Origin of the sequence: Roseivivax jejudonensis (assembly GCF_900172265.1) — a bacterium.
In the GTDB taxonomy this organism is placed as follows: Bacteria; Pseudomonadota; Alphaproteobacteria; order Rhodobacterales; family Rhodobacteraceae; genus Roseivivax; species Roseivivax jejudonensis.
The window spans coordinates 1-17796 of sequence record NZ_FWFK01000005.1; the positions used below are offsets into that span (position 1 = coordinate 1).

General features: G+C 69.2%; 21 protein-coding genes. 7 read left to right on the forward strand and 14 right to left on the reverse strand.

Annotated features, from left to right (window positions below; all coding sequences use genetic code 11):
• Positions 1-401 precede the first annotated feature (401 nt).
• Both ROJ8625_RS20690 and ROJ8625_RS13595 read right to left on the reverse strand, forming a co-directional pair.
• A complete protein-coding gene (locus ROJ8625_RS20690; protein ID WP_159456773.1) occupies positions 402-1031 on the reverse strand; it encodes a site-specific integrase in 630 nt (209 codons plus the stop codon).
• 147 nt (positions 1032-1178) lie between these two features.
• Positions 1179-1850, reverse strand: coding sequence for a DUF6538 domain-containing protein (locus ROJ8625_RS13595; protein WP_085792459.1), 672 nt, complete (start codon positions 1848-1850; stop codon positions 1179-1181).
• Between the two features lie 564 nt (positions 1851-2414).
• On the opposite strand from ROJ8625_RS13595, the gene ROJ8625_RS13600 reads away from it, so the two are divergent.
• The 6 genes from ROJ8625_RS13600 to ROJ8625_RS13625 all read left to right on the forward strand — a co-directional run bounded on the left by ROJ8625_RS13600 (position 2415) and on the right by ROJ8625_RS13625 (position 7612).
• A complete protein-coding gene (locus ROJ8625_RS13600; protein WP_085792460.1) occupies positions 2415-2849 on the forward strand; it encodes a hypothetical protein in 435 nt (144 codons plus the stop codon).
• Positions 2846-3508: a MotA/TolQ/ExbB proton channel family protein gene (locus ROJ8625_RS13605; protein WP_085792461.1), complete on the forward strand. Its 663-nt coding sequence runs from the start codon at positions 2846-2848 to the stop codon at positions 3506-3508. Before ROJ8625_RS13600 ends, ROJ8625_RS13605 begins: the two co-directional genes overlap by 4 nt.
• A complete protein-coding gene (locus ROJ8625_RS13610; RefSeq protein ID WP_085792462.1) occupies positions 3501-3881 on the forward strand; it encodes a biopolymer transporter ExbD in 381 nt (126 codons plus the stop codon). Before ROJ8625_RS13605 ends, ROJ8625_RS13610 begins: the two co-directional genes overlap by 8 nt.
• A complete protein-coding gene (locus tag ROJ8625_RS13615; RefSeq protein WP_085792463.1) occupies positions 3878-4279 on the forward strand; it encodes an ExbD/TolR family protein in 402 nt (133 codons plus the stop codon). The genes ROJ8625_RS13610 and ROJ8625_RS13615 overlap by 4 nt, the downstream gene beginning before the upstream one ends.
• 8 nt (positions 4280-4287) lie before the next feature.
• Positions 4288-5469, forward strand: a complete 1182-nt coding sequence (locus ROJ8625_RS13620) for a TonB family protein (protein WP_143535130.1) — start codon at positions 4288-4290, stop codon at positions 5467-5469.
• 199 nt (positions 5470-5668) lie between these two features.
• Positions 5669-7612, forward strand: a complete 1944-nt coding sequence (locus ROJ8625_RS13625) for a TonB-dependent receptor plug domain-containing protein (RefSeq protein ID WP_085792465.1) — start codon at positions 5669-5671, stop codon at positions 7610-7612.
• Positions 7613-7656: 44 nt separating this feature from the next.
• Here ROJ8625_RS13625 and ROJ8625_RS13630 read toward each other — a convergent pair whose 3' ends face one another.
• From ROJ8625_RS13630 to cbiE, 9 genes are all read right to left on the reverse strand, one after another.
• Positions 7657-8160 carry a MarR family winged helix-turn-helix transcriptional regulator gene (locus tag ROJ8625_RS13630; protein WP_234984267.1) on the reverse strand — a complete coding sequence of 168 codons (504 nt, stop codon included), beginning with the start codon at positions 8158-8160 and terminating at the stop codon, positions 7657-7659.
• 58 nt (positions 8161-8218) lie between these two features.
• The gene (locus tag ROJ8625_RS13635; RefSeq protein WP_085792466.1) at positions 8219-8824 is read right to left on the reverse strand and encodes a 2-dehydro-3-deoxy-6-phosphogalactonate aldolase; all 606 of its coding nucleotides are present in this window, start codon (positions 8822-8824) and stop codon (positions 8219-8221) included.
• The gene (locus ROJ8625_RS13640) at positions 8821-9732 is read right to left on the reverse strand and encodes a 2-dehydro-3-deoxygalactonokinase (protein ID WP_234984268.1); all 912 of its coding nucleotides are present in this window, start codon (positions 9730-9732) and stop codon (positions 8821-8823) included. The genes ROJ8625_RS13635 and ROJ8625_RS13640 overlap by 4 nt, the downstream gene beginning before the upstream one ends.
• 108 nt (positions 9733-9840) lie before the next feature.
• Complete coding sequence (cobF, locus tag ROJ8625_RS13645) at positions 9841-10581, reverse strand: precorrin-6A synthase (deacetylating) (protein WP_085792468.1); 741 nt, start codon at positions 10579-10581, stop codon at positions 9841-9843.
• Entirely contained in the window at positions 10574-11293 is a 720-nt protein-coding gene (gene cobA / locus ROJ8625_RS13650; RefSeq protein WP_085792469.1) for a uroporphyrinogen-III C-methyltransferase, read from the reverse strand. Before cobA ends, cobF begins: the two co-directional genes overlap by 8 nt.
• On the reverse strand, positions 11293-12609 hold the full coding sequence (locus ROJ8625_RS13655; RefSeq protein WP_085792470.1) for a cobyrinic acid a,c-diamide synthase CobB: 1317 nt from the start codon (positions 12607-12609) through the stop codon (positions 11293-11295). Before ROJ8625_RS13655 ends, cobA begins: the two co-directional genes overlap by 1 nt.
• Positions 12602-13417, reverse strand: coding sequence for a precorrin-4 C(11)-methyltransferase (gene cobM / locus ROJ8625_RS13660; protein ID WP_085792471.1), 816 nt, complete (start codon positions 13415-13417; stop codon positions 12602-12604). Before cobM ends, ROJ8625_RS13655 begins: the two co-directional genes overlap by 8 nt.
• Complete coding sequence (locus tag ROJ8625_RS13665) at positions 13414-13794, reverse strand: cobalamin biosynthesis protein (protein ID WP_234984269.1); 381 nt, start codon at positions 13792-13794, stop codon at positions 13414-13416. Before ROJ8625_RS13665 ends, cobM begins: the two co-directional genes overlap by 4 nt.
• On the reverse strand, positions 13776-14972 hold the full coding sequence (cbiE, locus tag ROJ8625_RS13670) for a precorrin-6y C5,15-methyltransferase (decarboxylating) subunit CbiE (RefSeq protein WP_085792472.1): 1197 nt from the start codon (positions 14970-14972) through the stop codon (positions 13776-13778). The genes ROJ8625_RS13665 and cbiE overlap by 19 nt, the downstream gene beginning before the upstream one ends.
• Between cbiE and ROJ8625_RS13675 the strand changes: the two genes are divergently transcribed.
• On the forward strand, positions 14971-15726 hold the full coding sequence (locus ROJ8625_RS13675; protein WP_085792473.1) for a cobalt-precorrin-6A reductase: 756 nt from the start codon (positions 14971-14973) through the stop codon (positions 15724-15726). The genes cbiE and ROJ8625_RS13675 overlap by 2 nt on opposite strands.
• Here ROJ8625_RS13675 and cobJ read toward each other — a convergent pair.
• From cobJ to ROJ8625_RS13690, 3 genes are read right to left on the reverse strand one after another with little or no spacing between them, the layout of a single operon-like run.
• A complete protein-coding gene (gene cobJ, locus ROJ8625_RS13680) occupies positions 15699-16451 on the reverse strand; it encodes a precorrin-3B C(17)-methyltransferase (RefSeq protein ID WP_085792474.1) in 753 nt (250 codons plus the stop codon). The genes ROJ8625_RS13675 and cobJ overlap by 28 nt on opposite strands.
• Positions 16448-17170, reverse strand: a complete 723-nt coding sequence (locus ROJ8625_RS13685) for a precorrin-2 C(20)-methyltransferase (protein ID WP_085792475.1) — start codon at positions 17168-17170, stop codon at positions 16448-16450. The genes cobJ and ROJ8625_RS13685 overlap by 4 nt, the downstream gene beginning before the upstream one ends.
• Positions 17167-17796 (reverse strand): precorrin-8X methylmutase, encoded by a 630-nt coding sequence (locus ROJ8625_RS13690; protein WP_085792476.1) that lies wholly within the window; start codon positions 17794-17796, stop codon positions 17167-17169. The genes ROJ8625_RS13685 and ROJ8625_RS13690 overlap by 4 nt, the downstream gene beginning before the upstream one ends.

The following is a 17796-nucleotide window of genomic DNA, read 5'->3' on the forward strand; positions in this document are numbered from 1 at the left end:
ACAACCATCACCGCCCGCACACGAGCCTCGACGGGCTTACCCCGCGGGAATACTTCAACAGGTCAGAGAAGGACCAAACCCGGAACGGACTAAACTTCTGAACGAGGACAATCCGGGGAGCAGGTCAGAGGCCAGGTCGATCTCCGGAAGAATCATCTTAGAGGCCTCGCGGGAGATGTGCGTGTCGCTGCGGAGAGCGTCGGCTTCCATGACCTTGTTACTATCCGAAAATCCGTGTTGTCCGATACAACAAAGAGCGTTTGTGATGCCTTGAAGCACTTAAACATGGCCATTCTCAGTTTGACTTCGACTCACCTGCCGCTGGGTCGGGCTCGATAGGAAGAAGTGAACATCCTGGCGCTTGCAGGGCTTCAGATCTTCGGTTTGTGCGTTGCCACGCTTCATCGCACGCGGAACCCAAGCTCGGAGGCAAGACGGTCAACCTCATCCCTGAGAACCGCGATCGGTCGCGGGGCCCATTTCACTGTCGCAAAGGAGACCATTTCCTGAAAGACGGCTCTCATCTTCAGGTCCGGCATAGAACCGTAAACGGGCCTGTTTCGAACCTGCCCGATGGAATGACCCATAAGGAAGGCGCGCTCCTCGTTCGACATTTTTGCATGTATCATCCGGTTCTCGAAAGTGTGCCGAGTGCAGCCGATTGTGTAGTGTCTGGTTTCACCTTCCTCAGGCTTCGGGAAAAGCTCGTTCTCCCGCATATATGCGTTCACCGTCGCTGAGTAGCCCTCCTTTCCGCGATACCGCGGAAAGCCGTTCGGATGCCGGCGCATGCATTCCAGAGCTGCGCCAAGTAGAACCACTGGTCGTTTTGAGACCGAATTCTTGATCTGGCGTTTGTGCTCACCATCTGTGACCAGGCGCAGTTGAACATGCGGGATGTCGTGATCGAGATGGATGTCGCGCGGACCCAGGTCGATGATCTCGGTCTGTCGACAACCGCACTCCGCAGAGATTGTCGCGATATCGCGTGCCTGGTCATTTAGACCGCTCAAGCCGTTCTGTTTGATCAAGACGCTCTGGACCCACGGCATGGGGAAAGCGAGTTTGGACGTCTTCGTCTCCAATTCGGCCTTGAGGGGATCGAGTCGAACACCTGCAAAAGAGTTCGTGCGCTGACTGCCCGGAACCTCGAACCATTCATAGTAGGCGTCGATCAGTTATCTGACGAATCGGAGCTTCTTCGTCACATACTCTGTCGTCACCTCTCCATCGTCGCGACGTTGCTTCCAACGACCCCGGTAGCGCAGAGCATCCTTTTCGGATATGTCCACAATCGGCCTGTCCGCAACGATCTGTGCGAACGAGGCCGCAGCCTGAATATACTTGTTCCGCCACATCCAGAGTTGGCGCGCGTTTTTTGCGGATATGTCCGCCTTCTTCAACTTCTCGATTATCTCCGGCATTTCGGAGATCCGCACCGGCGGCACGTCCAACGTTCCCAATGCCGCCGGAGCAAGCGCACTTCCGTGATCTTGCCGGCCTACCTTTTCGATCCGTTCAACAAGATCGTCGAGACGCCCGGCGATCAGCTGCTCCATCGGCTTGTATGAAAATCCGAGGGAATCGAGCAGGGACATGGCTGCGGTGTAGTTGTCAGCGGACGTGCAAGCTCCCGCCGACGAAAGCCGTGCTTCCCACTCTCTGAGCAGCGCCTGCCTCTTGACGGCGAACCTTGCCTTCGCATCCGGGTAGTCCTGCGTTCGCAGGGACTGGTTTACCTCCCGCCGGGCTTCGACCTCGGCGAACCTCTTCGGAACGCGAATTCGCATGTAGTAGACCCGGCCCCTGCGCTCGATGCCGTCAATACAAGTGTTCTCCTCGATCCTCATTCTGCCCCACAAACTGCCACACACAGGCTTTTCTTCCGACCGCTGCGTTCAGTGTCGGTAGCAGCGGTTTCCGCTGGAAAAGTGGGTGCTTAGCTTGGTCCACCAATCGCGGTATGATTGGTCAATGATGCCTATCACCGGCACCAGATTTCCCTTTAGGGACAGATGACGTGCGGGCCGCTCAACCGAGCGGCCTTTGTCGTTTCGCGGGTATCGAGCCGCCTCAAGACCCGGCCCTTACTTGGACAGTGCCGGTTTCCGTTCCGGGATTTCTTGTTGCCGAGCGCCGCTCTGCTGCCCTCTGGCGCGCGCCACGTTTATGGCCGCGCAGCCCGCAAAACGCCGGTTCGCACCTGTCTTGCGTGTGGATAACCGGCGATCCCCGTGGGCCGGCGCAGCGTCGCAGCCGCAGCCGCGCGGCGCCGACCTTCATCCTGACGAAATCTATCGGCTATTGCCCTTCGGCGGAAAACATGCTCGGAGTCGGCAAGACTTCCGTATGCCAGCCAATGTCCGAAGCCACGCATGCGCCATTCTTCATGACGCACCGAACAGGACTCGGACATGACCACAGTAAGACCCCTGGCCGCCGCAGCCGCGCTGTGCGGCGCCGCCGCGATGTCGCCCGCCGCCGCACAGGAAGATCTGGGGGCGCGCCTCTCGATCGAACTCAATGCCGCCGAAACCGACGGCGAAAGCTGCAAAATGTCCTTTGTGGTGCTCAATGGGCATGACAGCGACGTCGCACAGGCGGTCTTCGAAACGGTTCTCTTCGATGCAGATGGCCAGGTCGACCGTCTGACGCTGTTCGACTTCGGCGCTTTGCCCGCCGGCCGACCGCGCGTTCGACAGTTCGTGATCTCGGGCACGCCCTGCGACGGGCTGGGCCGGGTGCTCTTCAACGGCGCCGACCGCTGCGAGGCCGAGGCGCTCGATCCCGCCGCCTGTGAAACCGACATCCGGCTCGAAAGCCGCACCGACATCGAGGTGATCGGATGACCGGTCTCACCGACGCCATTCAGCGGGTCGCCGATCTCGGCGGTCCGGTCGTGTTGCTGCTGATCGCGGTGTCGATCGTGACGCTCGCGGTCGTGCTCTACAAGCTCTGGCAATTCAGCCGCGCCGGCGTGGGCCGGCATACGGCGCTGGCCGAGGCCGTTTCGGCGTGGGATCGCGGCGATCGTTCGGCCGCGCGCGCCGCACTCGGCCGGTCGAAAAGCTACCTCGCCCCGGTCATCGACATGGCGCTCGGCGCCGGCTCGAGCGCCGCGACGCGGCTGGAGGCCGAGGCCGAAACCCGCTTCGCCCGCCTGGAGCGCGGCCTGCGCTTTCTCGATTCCGTCGCGCAGCTGGCGCCGCTTCTCGGCCTCTTCGGCACGGTTCTGGGCATGATCGAGGCGTTCCAGGCGTTGCAGGAGGCGGGGTCTCAGGTTGATCCGTCGATCCTGGCCGGCGGCATTTGGGTGGCACTGCTGACCACGGCCGTGGGCCTCGTCGTGGCGATGCCGACGGCGCTGGCGCTCAGCTGGTTCGAGGCGCGGATGGATTCCGAGCGGGTGACCGCGAGCCGCGCCATCCACACGATCCTCGCTCCGCAAGGTCGCGGCGGACTCACGAACGCCGCAGCCGAACCGGGGCGCGCACCCGCCCATGCGTAAGACCCGGACACGGCGGCGGTTGTCGATGACATCGCTGATCGATGTCATCTTTCTCCTGCTGCTCTTCTTCATGCTGACGTCGACCTTCTCCAAGTTCTCGGAAGTGGAGCTGACCGCGGCGGCGCGTGCGTCGTCCGCCACCGGCAATTCGCCTCCGCTCTTCCTCCAGCTCGGGGCGGACGACATCCGCCTGAACGGCGAAGCGGTCGCTCTCGAGGATCTCCCGGGCGCGCTCGACCCCGAGACCGCCGAGGGCGCGCGCGTCCTGCTGGTCGCGTTGCGCGACGGGGTGACCGCCCAACGCCTGACGGATCTTCTGGTGGCGATCCGCGGTCTCGACAACGTCACGCCCACCGTGATGGGGGCCTCATGAGAGCGCGACCGAAGCGGGCGGCCCGTGAGCCGACCATCGCCCTCATCAATATCGTCTTCCTGATGCTCGTGTTCTTCATGGTCGCCGGCACGCTCGCGGCGCCGCTCGACGGAGACCTGACCCTCGTGCAGACGCGCGACCTCGAAGGCCGGGCGCCGCCGGACGCGTTGGTTGTGCATCCCGACGGACGGCTGAGCTATCGCGGCGACGACGTGGCCTCGGCGGCGGACTATCTCGACCGGACCGACGCCGAGACGATGCCGGGCGACTCCGGACCAAGCGTGCGAATCGTGCCCGACCGCGATCTCGACGCGTCACAGCTGGTGCGCATCGCCGGAGAACTGCGCGCGGCGGGCGCGGCGCGCGTGCTCGTGGTGACCGAACGGGGGCTCGAGTGACCCGCGGCGTGACCTCATCGACCGCGGCGAAGATCGGCGCGCTGCTCGCCGCTGGCGCCGCGCATGTCGCCGTGGCGCTCGCGCTCCATGCCGACGAACGGCCCGAGATCGAAGGCGCGCAGGGCGGACAATCCGCTCGCATGGGCACGTTCGCCGATCTCGTCGAGGGCACGATGGACACCGAGGACACGGAGGAGCGCGCCCGGCCCGCACCGCCAGATCCCAGCCCCACAGGACCGACGCCGGAGGAAACTGCCCGGGACACCCCCGAAGCGGCTGACCGGCCGGAACCGGACGTGACCGACAGAAGCGCGCCCGTAACCGCGGCGGATCGCGCCCGGCCCGAGGCTGTCACGGCGCCCACCGCGTCTGCGACGCCCGAGGTCGGGCCGGACACCGATACCCCGTCGCCGGATGCCCTGGCCGCCCTGCTCCCGCAGCGGCCGGACGGCCGCGTCACCGTGACGGCAGAGCGCGCGGAGCCCGTGGAGCCGGAGCCCCTGACACCCACGACACCGGACGCCGAAGCGCCGCCCGAGGTTAACACGCCCCAAACGGCCCAGCCGGTCGCGCCCGAACCGCTCGAGCCCGTCGCACCCGAGAGTCCCGAGCGGGCGGAGCCGCCTCTCGAGACGGTCGAATCGGACGAACCGGATAACGCCGCGCCGACGCGGTCGCTCCGGCCGATGCAGCGGAGCGCGGAGTTCGAGGAGGAGCACCGGCCGCCACCCCCGCCGCCCGAGCCCGAGCGCGCGGCGCCCCAACCGCAGCGCCGACAGACCGCAGAGCCGCAGCGGCAGGAGCAACCCGCGCAGCAGCGGCGCGGCAACGCCTCGCAATCCGCCCAAGCGGGCTCGGCCACTGGCCAGGCGCAGTCGCAATCCACCCGGCAAGGAACGCGCCAGGGCACCGCGCCGCAATCCGGCAACGCCGCCGCCAGCAACTATCCCGGGCAGGTCATGGCACGGATCAACCGCGTCGGCCGACCGCGCATGAACCGCCGCGGACGCACGCGCGTCAGCTTCACGATCGCGGGGTCCGGCGGGCTGGCCGCGCTCGGCATCGCGGCCAGCTCCGGCGCGAGCGCGCTCGATCAGACCGCCATCCAGATCATCCGCCGCGCGGCGCCCTTCCCGCCGCCACCACCGGGCGCGAACCGCAGTTACTCCATCTGGATCGAATTCCGCTGACCGGTCGCAGCGGCACTCTGGCCACTGATATGCGTCTCTGTATCGTCCCAATCTCCACCTGTTGCCAGCCGGCCGCCAATCTTCGGGACGCGCAACAATGGCTTTTGATGCACTTGCATGATATGACGCGACTCCGTAGATCAGGACGCGAGAAGCCAGGGCACATCCCCAGCCAGACAAGGAAGACAGGGGATAGTCCATGCAGATCTTACGCCCGCTCGGGCTTTCGTCCGCCAGCCTGGCCGCGCTCGTTGCGGCAGGGGCGCTCCAGGCCCAGGAACTCACCTACGAACTCGATCCTCTGATCGTGGAAGGGCGCGACGACTTCGTCGGCGCGGCGGATCGGGCGACGTCGATGTACGTCTCGGATCTCGAGCTGGAGCGCGCGCGCACCGGCGACCTCAAGGATGCCTTCGCCGGGATCGCGTCGGTGTCGGTCGGCGGGGGTATCCCGGTGGCGCAGAAGATCTTCGTCAACGGCGTGGACATGCTGAACCTCGGCGTGTCCATCGACGGCGCGGCACAGAACAACCGCGCCTTCCACCACGTGACCGCGAACGCCATCGATCCGGGCCTGCTGAAAGAGGTGCGCGCCGACGCTACGATCTCGCCCGCGGATGCGGGGCCCCATGCGCTCGCAGGGTCGGTCGTGTTCGAAACGCTCGACGCGAGCGACCTGCTCTCCGAGGGGGACAATTTCGGCGGCAACGTCCGCCTGAGCTACGGCGACAACGGCGAGACGTTCCAGAGGGCGCTGACCGTCACCGGCCGCTCGGGCGGGTTTTCGTGGCTCGGCTACGCCAAGCGCGCGACGGGCGAGGACTACGAGACCGGCGACGGTCATGTGATCGGCGGCACCGCGGCCGACCTCGACAGCGTGCTGGGCAAGGTCGCCTACGAGACCGAGACGGGCCATCGCATCGAATTCTCGGGCCTGCAGCTTGAAGATCAGTCGTACCGGCAATGGCGCGCGAATTTCGGCGGCCCGGCCCGCCCCGGCGAAGGGCTGCGGTTCTACGACACGACGCGCAAGAGCTACTCGCTGACCTACGAGACGACGCAGGCCACCGGCCTCGTCGATCCGATGGTGAAGCTCGGCTATTCCGAAAGCGATGTCATCGTCGACGAACCCTATGACAGCAACGGCCTGTCCTGGACCAAATCGGCGACCGTGCAGAACACCTTCAACCTGAGCGGCGACAACACGATCGTGGCCGGGATCGACTACCGGAACAGCTTTGGCGAGTACGACAGCCCGCTCTACTCCGAATATTACACCGAGGAGAGCCGCAACACCGGCGTCTTCGTGCAGGCCCGCATCACCCCGATCGACCGGCTCCGGTTGTCCTTCGGCGCGCGCTACGACTGGCAGGAGTTCGAGGGCGTGGAGGGTCAGGACGTCTCCCACTCCGGTGCCTCGGCAAACCTGTCGGCCCGCTACGCGGTGACCGATGCCTTCACGCTGCGCGGTGGTGTGTCATCCGTGTTCGGCGGCATCGATATCGAGGACAACTACATCTACTACGAGTTCCTGCCGCCCTACGATTACGGCGATCTCGAACCCAGCCGCGCGCGCAATGCCACGCTGGGCTTCGACTACGAGGTGGCCGGCCTCACCCTGAGCGGCGAGCTGTTCAAGACCGAGATCGAAAATGCCAGGGGCGGCCCGGACAATTTCGACTTCGAAAGCCAGGGCTTCAATCTGGGGGCGACCTACGGCTGGGCGAGCGGCTTTGCGCGTGCGACCCTGTCCAAGAGCGACGTGACAGTGGGCGGCGAGCGCGCGGACGGATACGACACTCTCGATTTCGGCGCGCCGCTCGGCACCGTGATCGCCTTCGAGGTCGAGCAGGATACCGGCGTCGCCGGTCTTCGCGTCGGTGGCGGGATCGACGCGGCACTCGACTACGAGATCCCGGAAAAGAGCTACGCCACCGAGGACCTCGAGGGCTATCACGCCGTGAACGTCTTTGCCGAATACGTGCCGCCGCGCTTCGACAACATCACGCTCCGGACCGAGGTCACCAACCTCTTCGATGCCGAATATGCCGACCGCGCGACCTACGGCAGCGATTTCCCGGACGTGACGACGCTTCGCGAGCCGGGGCGGACCGTATCGATCACGGCTGTCGCCCGGTTCTAGGCCGGATGCCCCGCCGCCGGCGCCCGACGCGCCGGCGGCAACTCTCACGGATAAAGCCGGATGAGCAGCCGCGCGAGTGCGTAGGCCTCGTCGGTGGTCAGCCGGCCCCCGATCTCTTCGCGGATGACCGCCTCGTAGGTGGGCCAGACGCTCTGATGCAGGCCCTGACCCGCGCCGGTCAGGGTCAGGATCAGGCCGCGGCCCCGGCCCGGTCTCGGGCTGCGCGCGATCCATCCCTTCTCGGCCATCCGCCCGACCTGCCGCGACAGCGCGTATTGTGGCGTGAACAGGCGCTGTTCAAGCTCGTGCATCGCGAGGCCGTCCGGCCCGGCCCGCTCGATCTCCACCAGGATCTCGTACCATACAGGATCTTCGAGCCCCGCGCGCCGCAACGCGCGCACGATGCGCGGTGTCATGCTGCGCTGCACCCGCAGAAGGTTGAACCACACACGGTTCAGCCCGATGCGCGGATCGTCGTCCGTGGCGAACGGATCCAGCGGCAGCGCCCCGCCACCGTTACCGTTTTGGCTATCGTCACTCTGCGTCACCGATACCCGCCTCTTTGTGCCCGGCGCAGCATCGGGGTGACGCCGGCACGCCACATGCTCACGGCAAAAGCGCGTCCCACGCGTCGGCCAGCCGGCGCGCCCGCGCGCCGACGTCGTTCGCGTCGCGGCCGGGCGCATAGAGGCTCGTGCCGATCCCGAAGCCGGCAGCCCCGGCCGCGTGCCACGCGGCGAAGTCGGGCGCATCGACACCGCCAACCGCGTAGGCTGGCACGTCGGGCGGCAGGACCGCCGAAAGCGCCTTCAGCCCGCTGGTCCCGAGAAGAGAGGCCGGAAAGAGCTTGAGCCCGTCCGCACCCGCGCGGATCGCGGCGAAGCATTCCGTCGCCGTGAAGACGCCGGGATACGACAGGAGGCCCGCGGACTTCGTCGCCGTGATGACCTCGGGGTTGCAGTCGGGCGACACGACCATCCGCGCGCCGATCGCGGCCAGCCGCGCGACTTCATCGGGATGCAGAACGGTGCCGGCACCGACGGTCGCGGTCTCTCCGGTTTCCTCGAGTATGGCGGCGATGCTGTCCCACGGGTCCGGCGAGTTCAGCGGCACCTCGATCTGCGTTATCCCCGCCGCGACCAGCGCGCGCGAGACCGGCCCGGCCTCGCCCGGCGTGATGCCGCGCAGGATCGCGATGATGTTCCGGCTCATGATCCCTCCTGCCGCAGCTGCCCGCGCGCCGCCGCCAGCCCCGCCAGCGTGATCTGGGTGGCATCAAGCCGATCCACCGTCACCCCCTGTCCGCCAAGCGCGGTTGTATAGGCATCGGCCTGCGCACCCTCGCCCCCGAGGATCACCGGCTGGCCAAGCCAGTAGGGCCGAGCCGCGCCGAGCTCGAGCCCGATCAGCAATCCCGACAGTCGCGCCCGCGCAGCGGAGGCCGGCAGATCGTCCAGAAGCGCCCCGGCGCGCAGCGCGAACAGATCGGCCGCGAACCGGGCGGGATGCGCGATTGCAGCGTCGACCGCCTCGGTGAACGCAGGCGCGTCCCAGTCGCCGTCAGACAGCGTGTGTCGCAGTATCGACCGCTCGGACAGCAGCGCGAAAAGCTCTCCGGTCATGAAGGTGCGGAAGCTCACGACTTCGCCCGCGCTCACCTCCGCCCATTTGGTGTGCGTTCCGGGCAGGCAGATCACGCCGTCATAGCCGGGCCGCGCTGCGAGGACCCCCGCGATCTGCGTCTCCTCGCCGCGCATCACGTCGGCCGGCCGCGACTGGCTCATCCCCGGCAGGATCCGCACGTCGATCCGAGGATCGCGGGTCGCCACGCGGGCGGCATCCGCGCCGCCCGGCGGCGCGCAGGGCACCGTGCGATACGGCACTTCCCGCCAGCCCTCGCGCGTGCCGGCCGTACCGCAGACAAGGACCGGAACGGTCCGCCCGGCCGGCAGCGCCTCGCCCACGAGATCGAGCAGCGCCGGCTCGAAATCCTCGGGGGCGAGGACCGCCATCCCGCGGTCCGACCGGCGCGGCCCGAGAGCTGTGCCCGTCCCGCCGACGATCCACGCGCGCAGCGCGGTCGTGCCCCAATCGACGGCGATCCAGTCAACCTCGCTCACGCCCGTCCTCCTTCGATCTTCGCGTCCGCTTCGACGGTCGCAATGTCCGCGCACGGCCCGGCGTATCGTCCGCGCCATCGCTGGCGGCGCTCTGCGGCAGGCTGGCCGTCATGACGGGTCCCGCCGCATCATGTAGGTGTCCATGATCCAGCCATGCGCATCGCGTGCCGCGGCGCGCACCTCGACGATGCGCGGACCGGCTTCGGCGAGAGGCCCGGCCTCCAGCACCTCGTTCGCCATGCCGAGGAACGCGCCCCACCAGATCGTCACACCACCGGGGTCGAGCCCGCGAAAGCTGCACTCGCCATCGAGCATCACGACCACCGTCTCCGCCTCGCCAGGCCAGCCATGATCGCGCAGGCGCCGGCCGGTTGTCACCGTCACCGCGCCGTTCACGCTGTTGAAGGGGATGGCATGCGCCGCCGTCAGCGCCTGCAGCGCGGTGATCCCCGGCACCACGCGCAGCCGGGGCCGCGGCGTCAGGCGGTCGGCGATGCGCAGCGTGCTGTCGTAGAGACCCGGATCTCCCCAGACCAGAAGCGCCACCGGCCCGGAAACCCCGGCCTTCGACACTGTTTCGGCCCAGATCGCCGCGATGTCATCGTGCCAGCGCGACACACGCTCGGCGTAATCGTAGCCCGCGTCACGCACCGGCATGTCGAATTCGGCCACCGGCGCGGTCGCGCCGACCGCGTCGAGGATCGCAAGGCGCAGATCCGCAAGGTCGGACTTCTCCGGCCCCTTCCGAGGCACGAGGATCAGCGCCGCGTCGCAGAGCGCACGCGCCCCGGCGCGGGTCAGGTGATCGGGATTGCCCGTCCCGATGCCGACGAGCCAGAGCTCACGCATCGGCCAGCGGCCCGTAGAGGATCAACGCCGGAAGCGGGCTCACTCCGGCGCGCAGCTGCGCGGCGAGGCTGGCCACATCGGTGCGCGTGACCTTCTGCTCCGGCGTGCTCACGCCTTCGGCAAACAGGGCAGGCGTCTCCGGGGGCAAGCCCGCCGCGATCAGCTCGTCGGCCAGTTCGGGAAAGGTGCGTTGCCCCATGTAGACCACCGTGCAGGCCGCCGGATCGGACAGCGCCGCCACGTCGATATCGCGCGGCAGACCGCCGGCCGCGTCGTGCCCGGTGACGAACTGGACGCGCCGCGCGGTCAGCCGCCGGGTCAGCGGGATGCCTGCGGCGGCGGCGGCCGCGACGGCCGAGGGAACCCCCGGCACGATCTCGTAGCCGATGCCGGCCTCGCGCAGCGCCACCAGCTCCTCCTCCAGACGTCCGAACAGGCCGCCATCGCCAGATTTCAGCCGCACGATCCGCCCGCCCTCCGCGGCGTAATCGACCAGCAGGCGCGAGACGTGATGTTGCCGGGGCGAGGGGCGCCCCGCGCGCTTGCCGACACCGACGAGATCCGCACCGGGCCGGGCATGCGACAGGATCGGACCCGACGACAGGTCGTCGAACAGCACCGCGTCCGCCCGCTTGAGCCGATCGACGGCCTTCAGCGTCAAGAGCTCGGGGTCGCCCGGACCGCTGCCCACGAAACTGACGAACCCGCTCATCACTCCGCCTCGGCCGAGATGAGGTGAAAGAAGGTGCCGGTCACGTGCCCGCGCCGCGACCCGGTTTCGGGAACGGGCGCACCGTCCGCGTCCGCGACCGCGGCCAGCGGCGCGTCCGGCTGGTCGAGGATCGTGGAATAGTGAAACTCGTGCCCCCGCAGCGCGGTGCCCGCCGCCTGCCCCGGCATCGCCGCCTCGAGAACGGCGCGACGGTAGCCGAGGTGGAACTTGCGCGTCTCGTAGGAGGTGACGAGACCCAGAAGCCCCGCCATCTCGTGCCGCGTGCCGGCCTTGTCTATGAGCGCCGCGCCCAACGCCATGTAGCCCCCGCATTCCCCGTGCACCGGCCGCGTGTCCGCGTGGGTCCGCAGGCCCGCCTTGAACCGGTCCGCCGCCGCAAGCGTCCCGGCATGAAGCTCCGGGTAGCCGCCGGGCAGCCACACGAGGTCTGCCGACGGGTCCGGCGCCTCGTCCGCCAGGGGCGAGAACGGCAGGATCTCCGCACCCGCATCGCGCCAGCCGCGCAGGATGTGCGGATAAGTGAACGAGAACGCCGCATCACGGGCGAGCGCGATGCGCTGCGCCGGCGGCCGCGGCATCGCGCCGGGCGGCGGGAGCGGCCGTCCTTCGGCCGCCTCGCGGATCGCGGCCAGGTCGACATGCGCCCGCAGGAACGCGGCATAGTCGGAGATCGCCGCGTCGAGATCGGGATGCTCGACGGCTTGGACAAGGCCAAGATGCCGCTCCGGCAGGGTCAGGTCGCCACGCCGCGGCAGCACGCCCAGAACCGGCAGGCCGGCGCGCTCCATCCCCAACCGGGTGAGCCGTTCGTGACGCGGGCTCGCCACACGATTGAGAATCACGCCGGCAAAGGGCAGATCCGGCGCATAGCGGGCAAAACCGAGCGCCGTCGCAGCCGCCGATTGCGCCTGCCCGCCCACGTCGAGAACGAGTATGACCGGCCATGACATGCGCTGCGCGGTCTCCGCGCTCGACCCGAACCCGGCCCGGCCGCGCGTCGCCACGCCGTCGTACAGCCCCATCGATCCCTCGGCGAGGCACAGCTCGGCGCCCGCGGCCTGCGCCGTCACCGCATCGAGGAGGTCGTCGCCCATCGCCCAGGTGTCTAGGTTGAACGACGCGCGCCCGCAGGCCGCCCGGTGGAAGGCCGGATCGATGTAGTCGGGGCCCGACTTGAATGGTTGAACGGTCAGCCCGTCCTCGGCCAGCGCCCGCAGAAGGCCCAGCATCACGGTCGTCTTGCCCGTGCCCGAGGCGGGCGCGGACACGAGCAGCCCGCGCGGCAGATCAGCCATCGGCGCCCCCGGCCGGAGCGGCGTCGTCCTGCCATTCGGCCCACGGGCTGTCGGCGCTCTGCGGACGGTAGCGTCGGTCGTAATCGGCGGCATAGAGGCGGCTCTCGGCAAAGCCCTCGGCCGCCAGCGCCGGCCCGACGAGGATCAGCGCGGTGCGCGCGATGCCGTCGTCCACCTGCCCGGCGATGCTGCCGAGCGTCCCACGCAGGATGCGTTCGTCCGGCCAGCTTGCGCGGTAGACCACGGCGACCGGGCACGCTGCGCCGTAATGCGGGACAAGATCGGCGATCACCCGGTCGAGGTTCTGGATCGACAGATGGATCGCCAGCGTCGCCCCGGTGGCGCCGAACGCCGACAGATTCTCGCGTTCGGGCATCGTGCTCGCCCGACCCGGCGTGCGAGTCAGAACCACCGACTGCGCCACTTCCGGCAATGTCAGCTCTGCCCCGAGCGCCGCCGCCGCAGCCGAGAACGACGGTACGCCCGGCGTCACGGTATAGGCGATGCCCTCGGCCGCGAGCCGGCGGATCTGCTCCCCCATCGCCGACCAGACCGACAGGTCGCCTGAATGCAACCGCGCGACATCGTGGCCCGCCGCCTCCGCCGCGCGGATCTCGGCCATGATCGCGTCGAGGTCGAGCGGCGCGGTGTTCACGATGCGCGAGTCCCTGGGGCAATGATCGAGCACGGCCGCCGGCACCAGCGAGCCGGCATAGAGACACACAGGGCAGGCCGCGATCAGGTCGCGCCCCCGTAGCGTCAGAAGGTCGGGCGCCCCGGGTCCGGCGCCGATGAAATGCACGGTCATGTGGTCCTTCCCTGTGCCAGTGCGCAGGTCGCGCGGCGATCGCCCGACACCACCCTCGATCCGAGCAGGACGCTGCCCGGTCCCGCGGCGGCGAGCGCGGCGGCCTCCGCAACGCTGCCGGCGCCGTGCGCGGCGATCGACGCCGCCGACCGCGTGCGCGTGTCCTGCGCCACGAGGGCCGGTTGTTCAATCCCCCGGACCGGGATCGCTCCGGCAAAGCGCCGCAGCCGCGTCGCCTTTTCCGCGGCGGTGGCGAAGACCGCGACGCTTTCGCCCGGCCTGTCGCCCAGCGCGCGGGCGAGCGCGTCCGACAGGCTTTCGTTGCTCACGGTGTCGCGGAACCCGAAGCCGGCCACGATCACAGCTGGCCCCGCCATTGCACCACCGGGTAGGCCGCCTGCCAACCGCGACGGGTTCCGAGAGGCTGCGCCTCGGACACTTCGATCCGCATCAGATCGCCACCGCGCCGCGCGTGCCAATCCGCGAGAACCGCCTCGCTCTCGAGCGTTACCGCGTTGATCACGAGCCGCGTGCCGGTCTCCAGCCGTGCGGTCAGGTGCTCGAGCAGCGCGGCGCAGAGGCCGCCCCCCACGAACACCGCGTCGGGATCCGGCAACCCGCCCAGCGCCTCGGGCGCCCATCCCTCCACGACTTCGATCCGGTCGACACCGAGCTGCGCGGCGTTCGCGCGGATCCGGCGGGCGCGGGCGGGATCGGCTTCGATGCTGATCGCCTCGGTCAGCGGATGCGCCAGCAGCCACTCGATCGCGACGGAACCCGAGCCACCGCCGATATCCCAAAGCGTCTCGCCGGCACGGGGCGCCAACGCCGCCAGCGTCAGCGCGCGCACCGGGCGCTTGGTGATCTGCCCGTCATGGTCGAACAGCGCATCGTCGAGCCCGGGCACCACCGGCATCGTCCGGCCCTTGCCCGCGATCTCGAGGGCGGCGGCCACCGGGTGTTGGAAATCACCCGTCAGCGTGCCGGCCCGTCCGTCGGTGCGCCGCTCGTTCGGCCCGCCCAGCGCCTCCAGCACGGCGACCTTGGTCTCGGAGAACCCCGCGGCCGTCAGCCAGCCGCACAGGTCGAACACGGCCTCGCCGTCGCGCAACAAGACGATCATCCGACGCCCGCGCGCGATATGCGGCCGAAGCCGCGACAGCGGCGCGGCGTGCAGACCGACGCACAGCGTCGATTCCACCGCCCAGCCCATGCGCGCGGCCGCCAACGTAAAGGTCGACGGGGCCGGCATGGCCCGCCATTCCCCGGCCCTGAGGCGCTGGGCGATGACACGGCCGCCCCCGTACCAGAACGGATCCCCCGACACGAGCGCCACCGTCCGCCGCCCGCGCAGCTTCTCGAGCTTCGGCAAGCCATCGGAGAAGGGCACCGGCCAGACGATCCGTTCCGCCGCGCTTTCGGGCAACAGCGACAGGTGTCGCTCGGGGCCCATCACCACGTCCGCCTCGGCGATGGCGGCCCGGCTTGCGGCCGACAGCCCGTCCGGTCCATCCTCACCCAGCCCCACGATCGTGAGCCACGGATCCTCAGCCATGCGCCCCAACCTCCTGATCCTCGCCGGCACCACGGAGGCCACCGCGCTCGCGCAGGCGGCGGCGGAGGCGGGCCTCGCGGGCACCGTGTCCTTCGCCGGCCGGGTCGCGCGGCCACGCCGTCAGCCCCTTCCGCAGCGCGTCGGCGGCTTCGGCGGGCCCGAGGGCCTCGCCACCTATCTGCGCGCAGAAGGCATAACGCATCTGATCGACGCCACGCATCCTTTTGCGGCACAGATGAGCCGAAATGCGGTCGCGGGCGCCGCAATGGCGCGGGTTCCGCTCCTCGCGCTCACCCGGCCCGTCTGGACCGAGGCGCCAGGCGACGACTGGATCCGGGTGCCCGACATCGCCGCCGCGGTCGCCACGCTCGACCGTCCGGCCACCTCCGTGCTGCTGGCGGTGGGACGGATGCACCTCGCCGACTTCGCGCCGAACCCGCAGCATCGCTACCTGCTCCGGCTGGTCGACCCGCCCGACGTGCCGCCGCCCTTTCCCCGGCATCACGTCATCGTCGACCGCGGACCCTTCGACACCGGCAGCGACCGCGCGCTGATGACGGACCACGACATCCGGATCGTGGTCTCCAAGAACGCGGGCGGCAGCGGCGCCTACGCCAAGATCGCGGCGGCGCGCGATCTCGGCCTGCCGGTGGTGATGATCGACCGCCCGGCGCTGCCCGCCCGACCCGAGGTCGGCACGGTCGCCGAGGCGATGGACTGGATCGCTCATGCGCCGACCGACCTCGGGGTATAGAGCCACGGCGCACCCTCGCGGTGGATGACCCGCGTGGTCGACGATCCGACGATCACCACCGTGCGCATGTCCGCCATCTCGGGCGTCGCGTCGGACAGCGTCTCCACCCTCAGCTCTTCCTCGGCCGTCGATACGGCGCGCGCGAACAGGATCGGCGTGTCCGGCGACCGGACCGACCGCAGCACCTCCAGCGAGCGACCGAACCCCTCCGGCCGGGCCTTGGAACGGGGATTGTAGAAGGCCATCGCGAAATCCGCCTCGGCCGCGAGCCGCAGGCGGCGTTCGATCAGCGCCCAGGGCTTGAGGTTGTCGCTGAGGTTGATCGCGCAGAAATCGTGGCCGAGCGGCGCGCCGGCCCGGGCCGCGGCCGCCAGCATCGCCGTGATCCCGGGCAGTACGCGTATATCGAGCGCGCGCCACGCCGCGGGCCCGTCCTCGACCGCCTCGAACACCGCCGCGGCCATCGCGAAGACGCCGGGATCGCCGGAGCTGACCACCACCACGCGCGCGCCGTCCACCGCCATCTCCAGTGCGTGCCGCGCGCGGTCGAGCTCCACCCTGTTGTCGCTTTCGTGCAGGGTGAGCCCCGGCCGCGGGTCGATCCGCCGCACATACGGGATGTAGCCGACGATGTCGGTCGCCTCCGCGACCGCCGCGGTCACCTCCGGCGTCACCAGAGCGTCGGCGCCGGGCCCGAGCCCCGCGATGGCGACCCAGCCGTTCAAGGGCGCCGCCCCTGCCCGTGGACCACGACGATGGAGAAATAGGGCGCGGTGTCGAGGCCGGCCTCCGACAACGGCATCACCCGCTCTTCGGCCATGCTCGCGCACTCGACGTACCACGCGCGGTCGAGCTTGCCGGCCGCGGCCAGCGCCGCGCGGATCTTCGGCAGGTTGCGCCCGACCTTCATCACCACCAGCGCGTCGGCGTTCAGCATCCCGCGGGTCAACTCGGCCTCGGGCAGGGTGCCCATGAGGACCGTCAGCACGTCGTCGCCCCACGTCACCGGAGCGCCGGTGGCCGTCCACGCCGCCGACATGCCGGTGATCGCCGGCACGATTTGCACGTCCGCCACGTCCTTCAGCCGGCTGTGCAGGTGCATGAAGGAGCCGTAGAAGAACGGATCGCCCTCGCACAGAACCACGACCTCATCGCCGCCACGGGCAAGATCCGCGAGCCGCCCCGCCGCCTCTGCGTAAAACGCCGACAGGATCTCGTTATAGCGGGGATCGTCGAGCGGGATCTCGGTCGTCACCGGGTATTCCATCGGTATTTCGACGGCGTCCTCTCGGAACATCCCTGCGACGATGGCGCGCGCGCGTCCGGGCCGCCCCGCCTTCCGGAAATAGGCGACGTGCCGGGCGCCGCGCACGAGGCGATCCGCCTTCACGCTCATCAGCTCCGGATCACCCGGGCCGAGACCCACCCCCCAGATCACGCTCATTCGGCGCGGCTCGCGATGGCGTTGACCGCTGCCACGGTTATCGCGCTGCCGCCCAGCCGACCGCGCACGATCAGCGCGGGCACCGGCGCCGCGGCCCAGAGCGCATCCTTCGACTCCGCCGCGCCGACAAAGCCGACGGGGCAGCCGATGATCGCGGCGGGCCGCGGACATTCCGGGTCCTCCAGCATCTCGAGCAGATGGAAAAGGGCCGTCGGCGCGTTTCCGATCGCCACCAGCGCTCCGTCGAGCTGCGGCCGCCAAAGCTCCAGCGCTGCCGCCGACCGCGTCGTACCGAGCGACCGCGCGAGCTCCGGAACGCGGGGGTCCTGAAGCGTGCAGATCACCTCGTTCTCCGCCGGCAGGCGTGGCCGCGTGATGCCCTCGCTGACCATGCGCGCGTCGCACAGGATCGGCGCGCCAGCCTCCAGCGCCGCGCGCGCCGCGGCGACCATGCCCGGTGTCACCGCCACGTCGGCCTCGAGTCCGACTAGGCCGGCGGCGTGGATCATCCGCACGACGATCGGCTCGTCCTCGGGCGCGAAGCGGGCAAGGTCGGCCTCGGCCCGGATCGTGGCGAAGCTTTCGGCGTAGATCGCCGCGCCGTCGGTTTCGTAAGCGTAGGGCAA

Excerpts from the sequence above, each read along its gene's own strand:
- ROJ8625_RS13635 (WP_085792466.1), bottom strand. The coding sequence starts at position 8,824 with ATGAGCCGGAACATCATCGCGATCCTGCGCGGCATCACGCCGGGCGAG.
- cobA (WP_085792469.1), bottom strand. The coding sequence starts at position 11,293 with ATGAGCGGGTTCGTCAGTTTCGTGGGCAGCGGTCCGGGCGACCCCGAG.
- cobM (WP_085792471.1), bottom strand. The coding sequence starts at position 13,417 with ATGACCGTGCATTTCATCGGCGCCGGACCCGGGGCGCCCGACCTTCTG.
- ROJ8625_RS13655 (WP_085792470.1), bottom strand. The coding sequence starts at position 12,609 with ATGGCTGATCTGCCGCGCGGGCTGCTCGTGTCCGCGCCCGCCTCGGGC.
- ROJ8625_RS13625 (WP_085792465.1), top strand. The coding sequence starts at position 5,669 with ATGCAGATCTTACGCCCGCTCGGGCTTTCGTCCGCCAGCCTGGCCGCG.
- ROJ8625_RS13610 (WP_085792462.1), top strand. The coding sequence starts at position 3,501 with ATGCGTAAGACCCGGACACGGCGGCGGTTGTCGATGACATCGCTGATC.
- ROJ8625_RS13600 (WP_085792460.1), top strand. The coding sequence starts at position 2,415 with ATGACCACAGTAAGACCCCTGGCCGCCGCAGCCGCGCTGTGCGGCGCC.
- cbiE (WP_085792472.1), bottom strand. The coding sequence starts at position 14,972 with ATGGCTGAGGATCCGTGGCTCACGATCGTGGGGCTGGGTGAGGATGGA.
- ROJ8625_RS13615 (WP_085792463.1), top strand. The coding sequence starts at position 3,878 with ATGAGAGCGCGACCGAAGCGGGCGGCCCGTGAGCCGACCATCGCCCTC.
- ROJ8625_RS13605 (WP_085792461.1), top strand. The coding sequence starts at position 2,846 with ATGACCGGTCTCACCGACGCCATTCAGCGGGTCGCCGATCTCGGCGGT.
- ROJ8625_RS13685 (WP_085792475.1), bottom strand. The coding sequence starts at position 17,170 with ATGAGCGTGATCTGGGGGGTGGGTCTCGGCCCGGGTGATCCGGAGCTG.
- ROJ8625_RS13675 (WP_085792473.1), top strand. The coding sequence starts at position 14,971 with ATGCGCCCCAACCTCCTGATCCTCGCCGGCACCACGGAGGCCACCGCG.
- ROJ8625_RS13665 (WP_234984269.1), bottom strand. The coding sequence starts at position 13,794 with ATGGCGGGGCCAGCTGTGATCGTGGCCGGCTTCGGGTTCCGCGACACC.
- cobF (WP_085792468.1), bottom strand. The coding sequence starts at position 10,581 with ATGCGTGAGCTCTGGCTCGTCGGCATCGGGACGGGCAATCCCGATCAC.
- ROJ8625_RS13595 (WP_085792459.1), bottom strand. The coding sequence starts at position 1,850 with ATGAGGATCGAGGAGAACACTTGTATTGACGGCATCGAGCGCAGGGGC.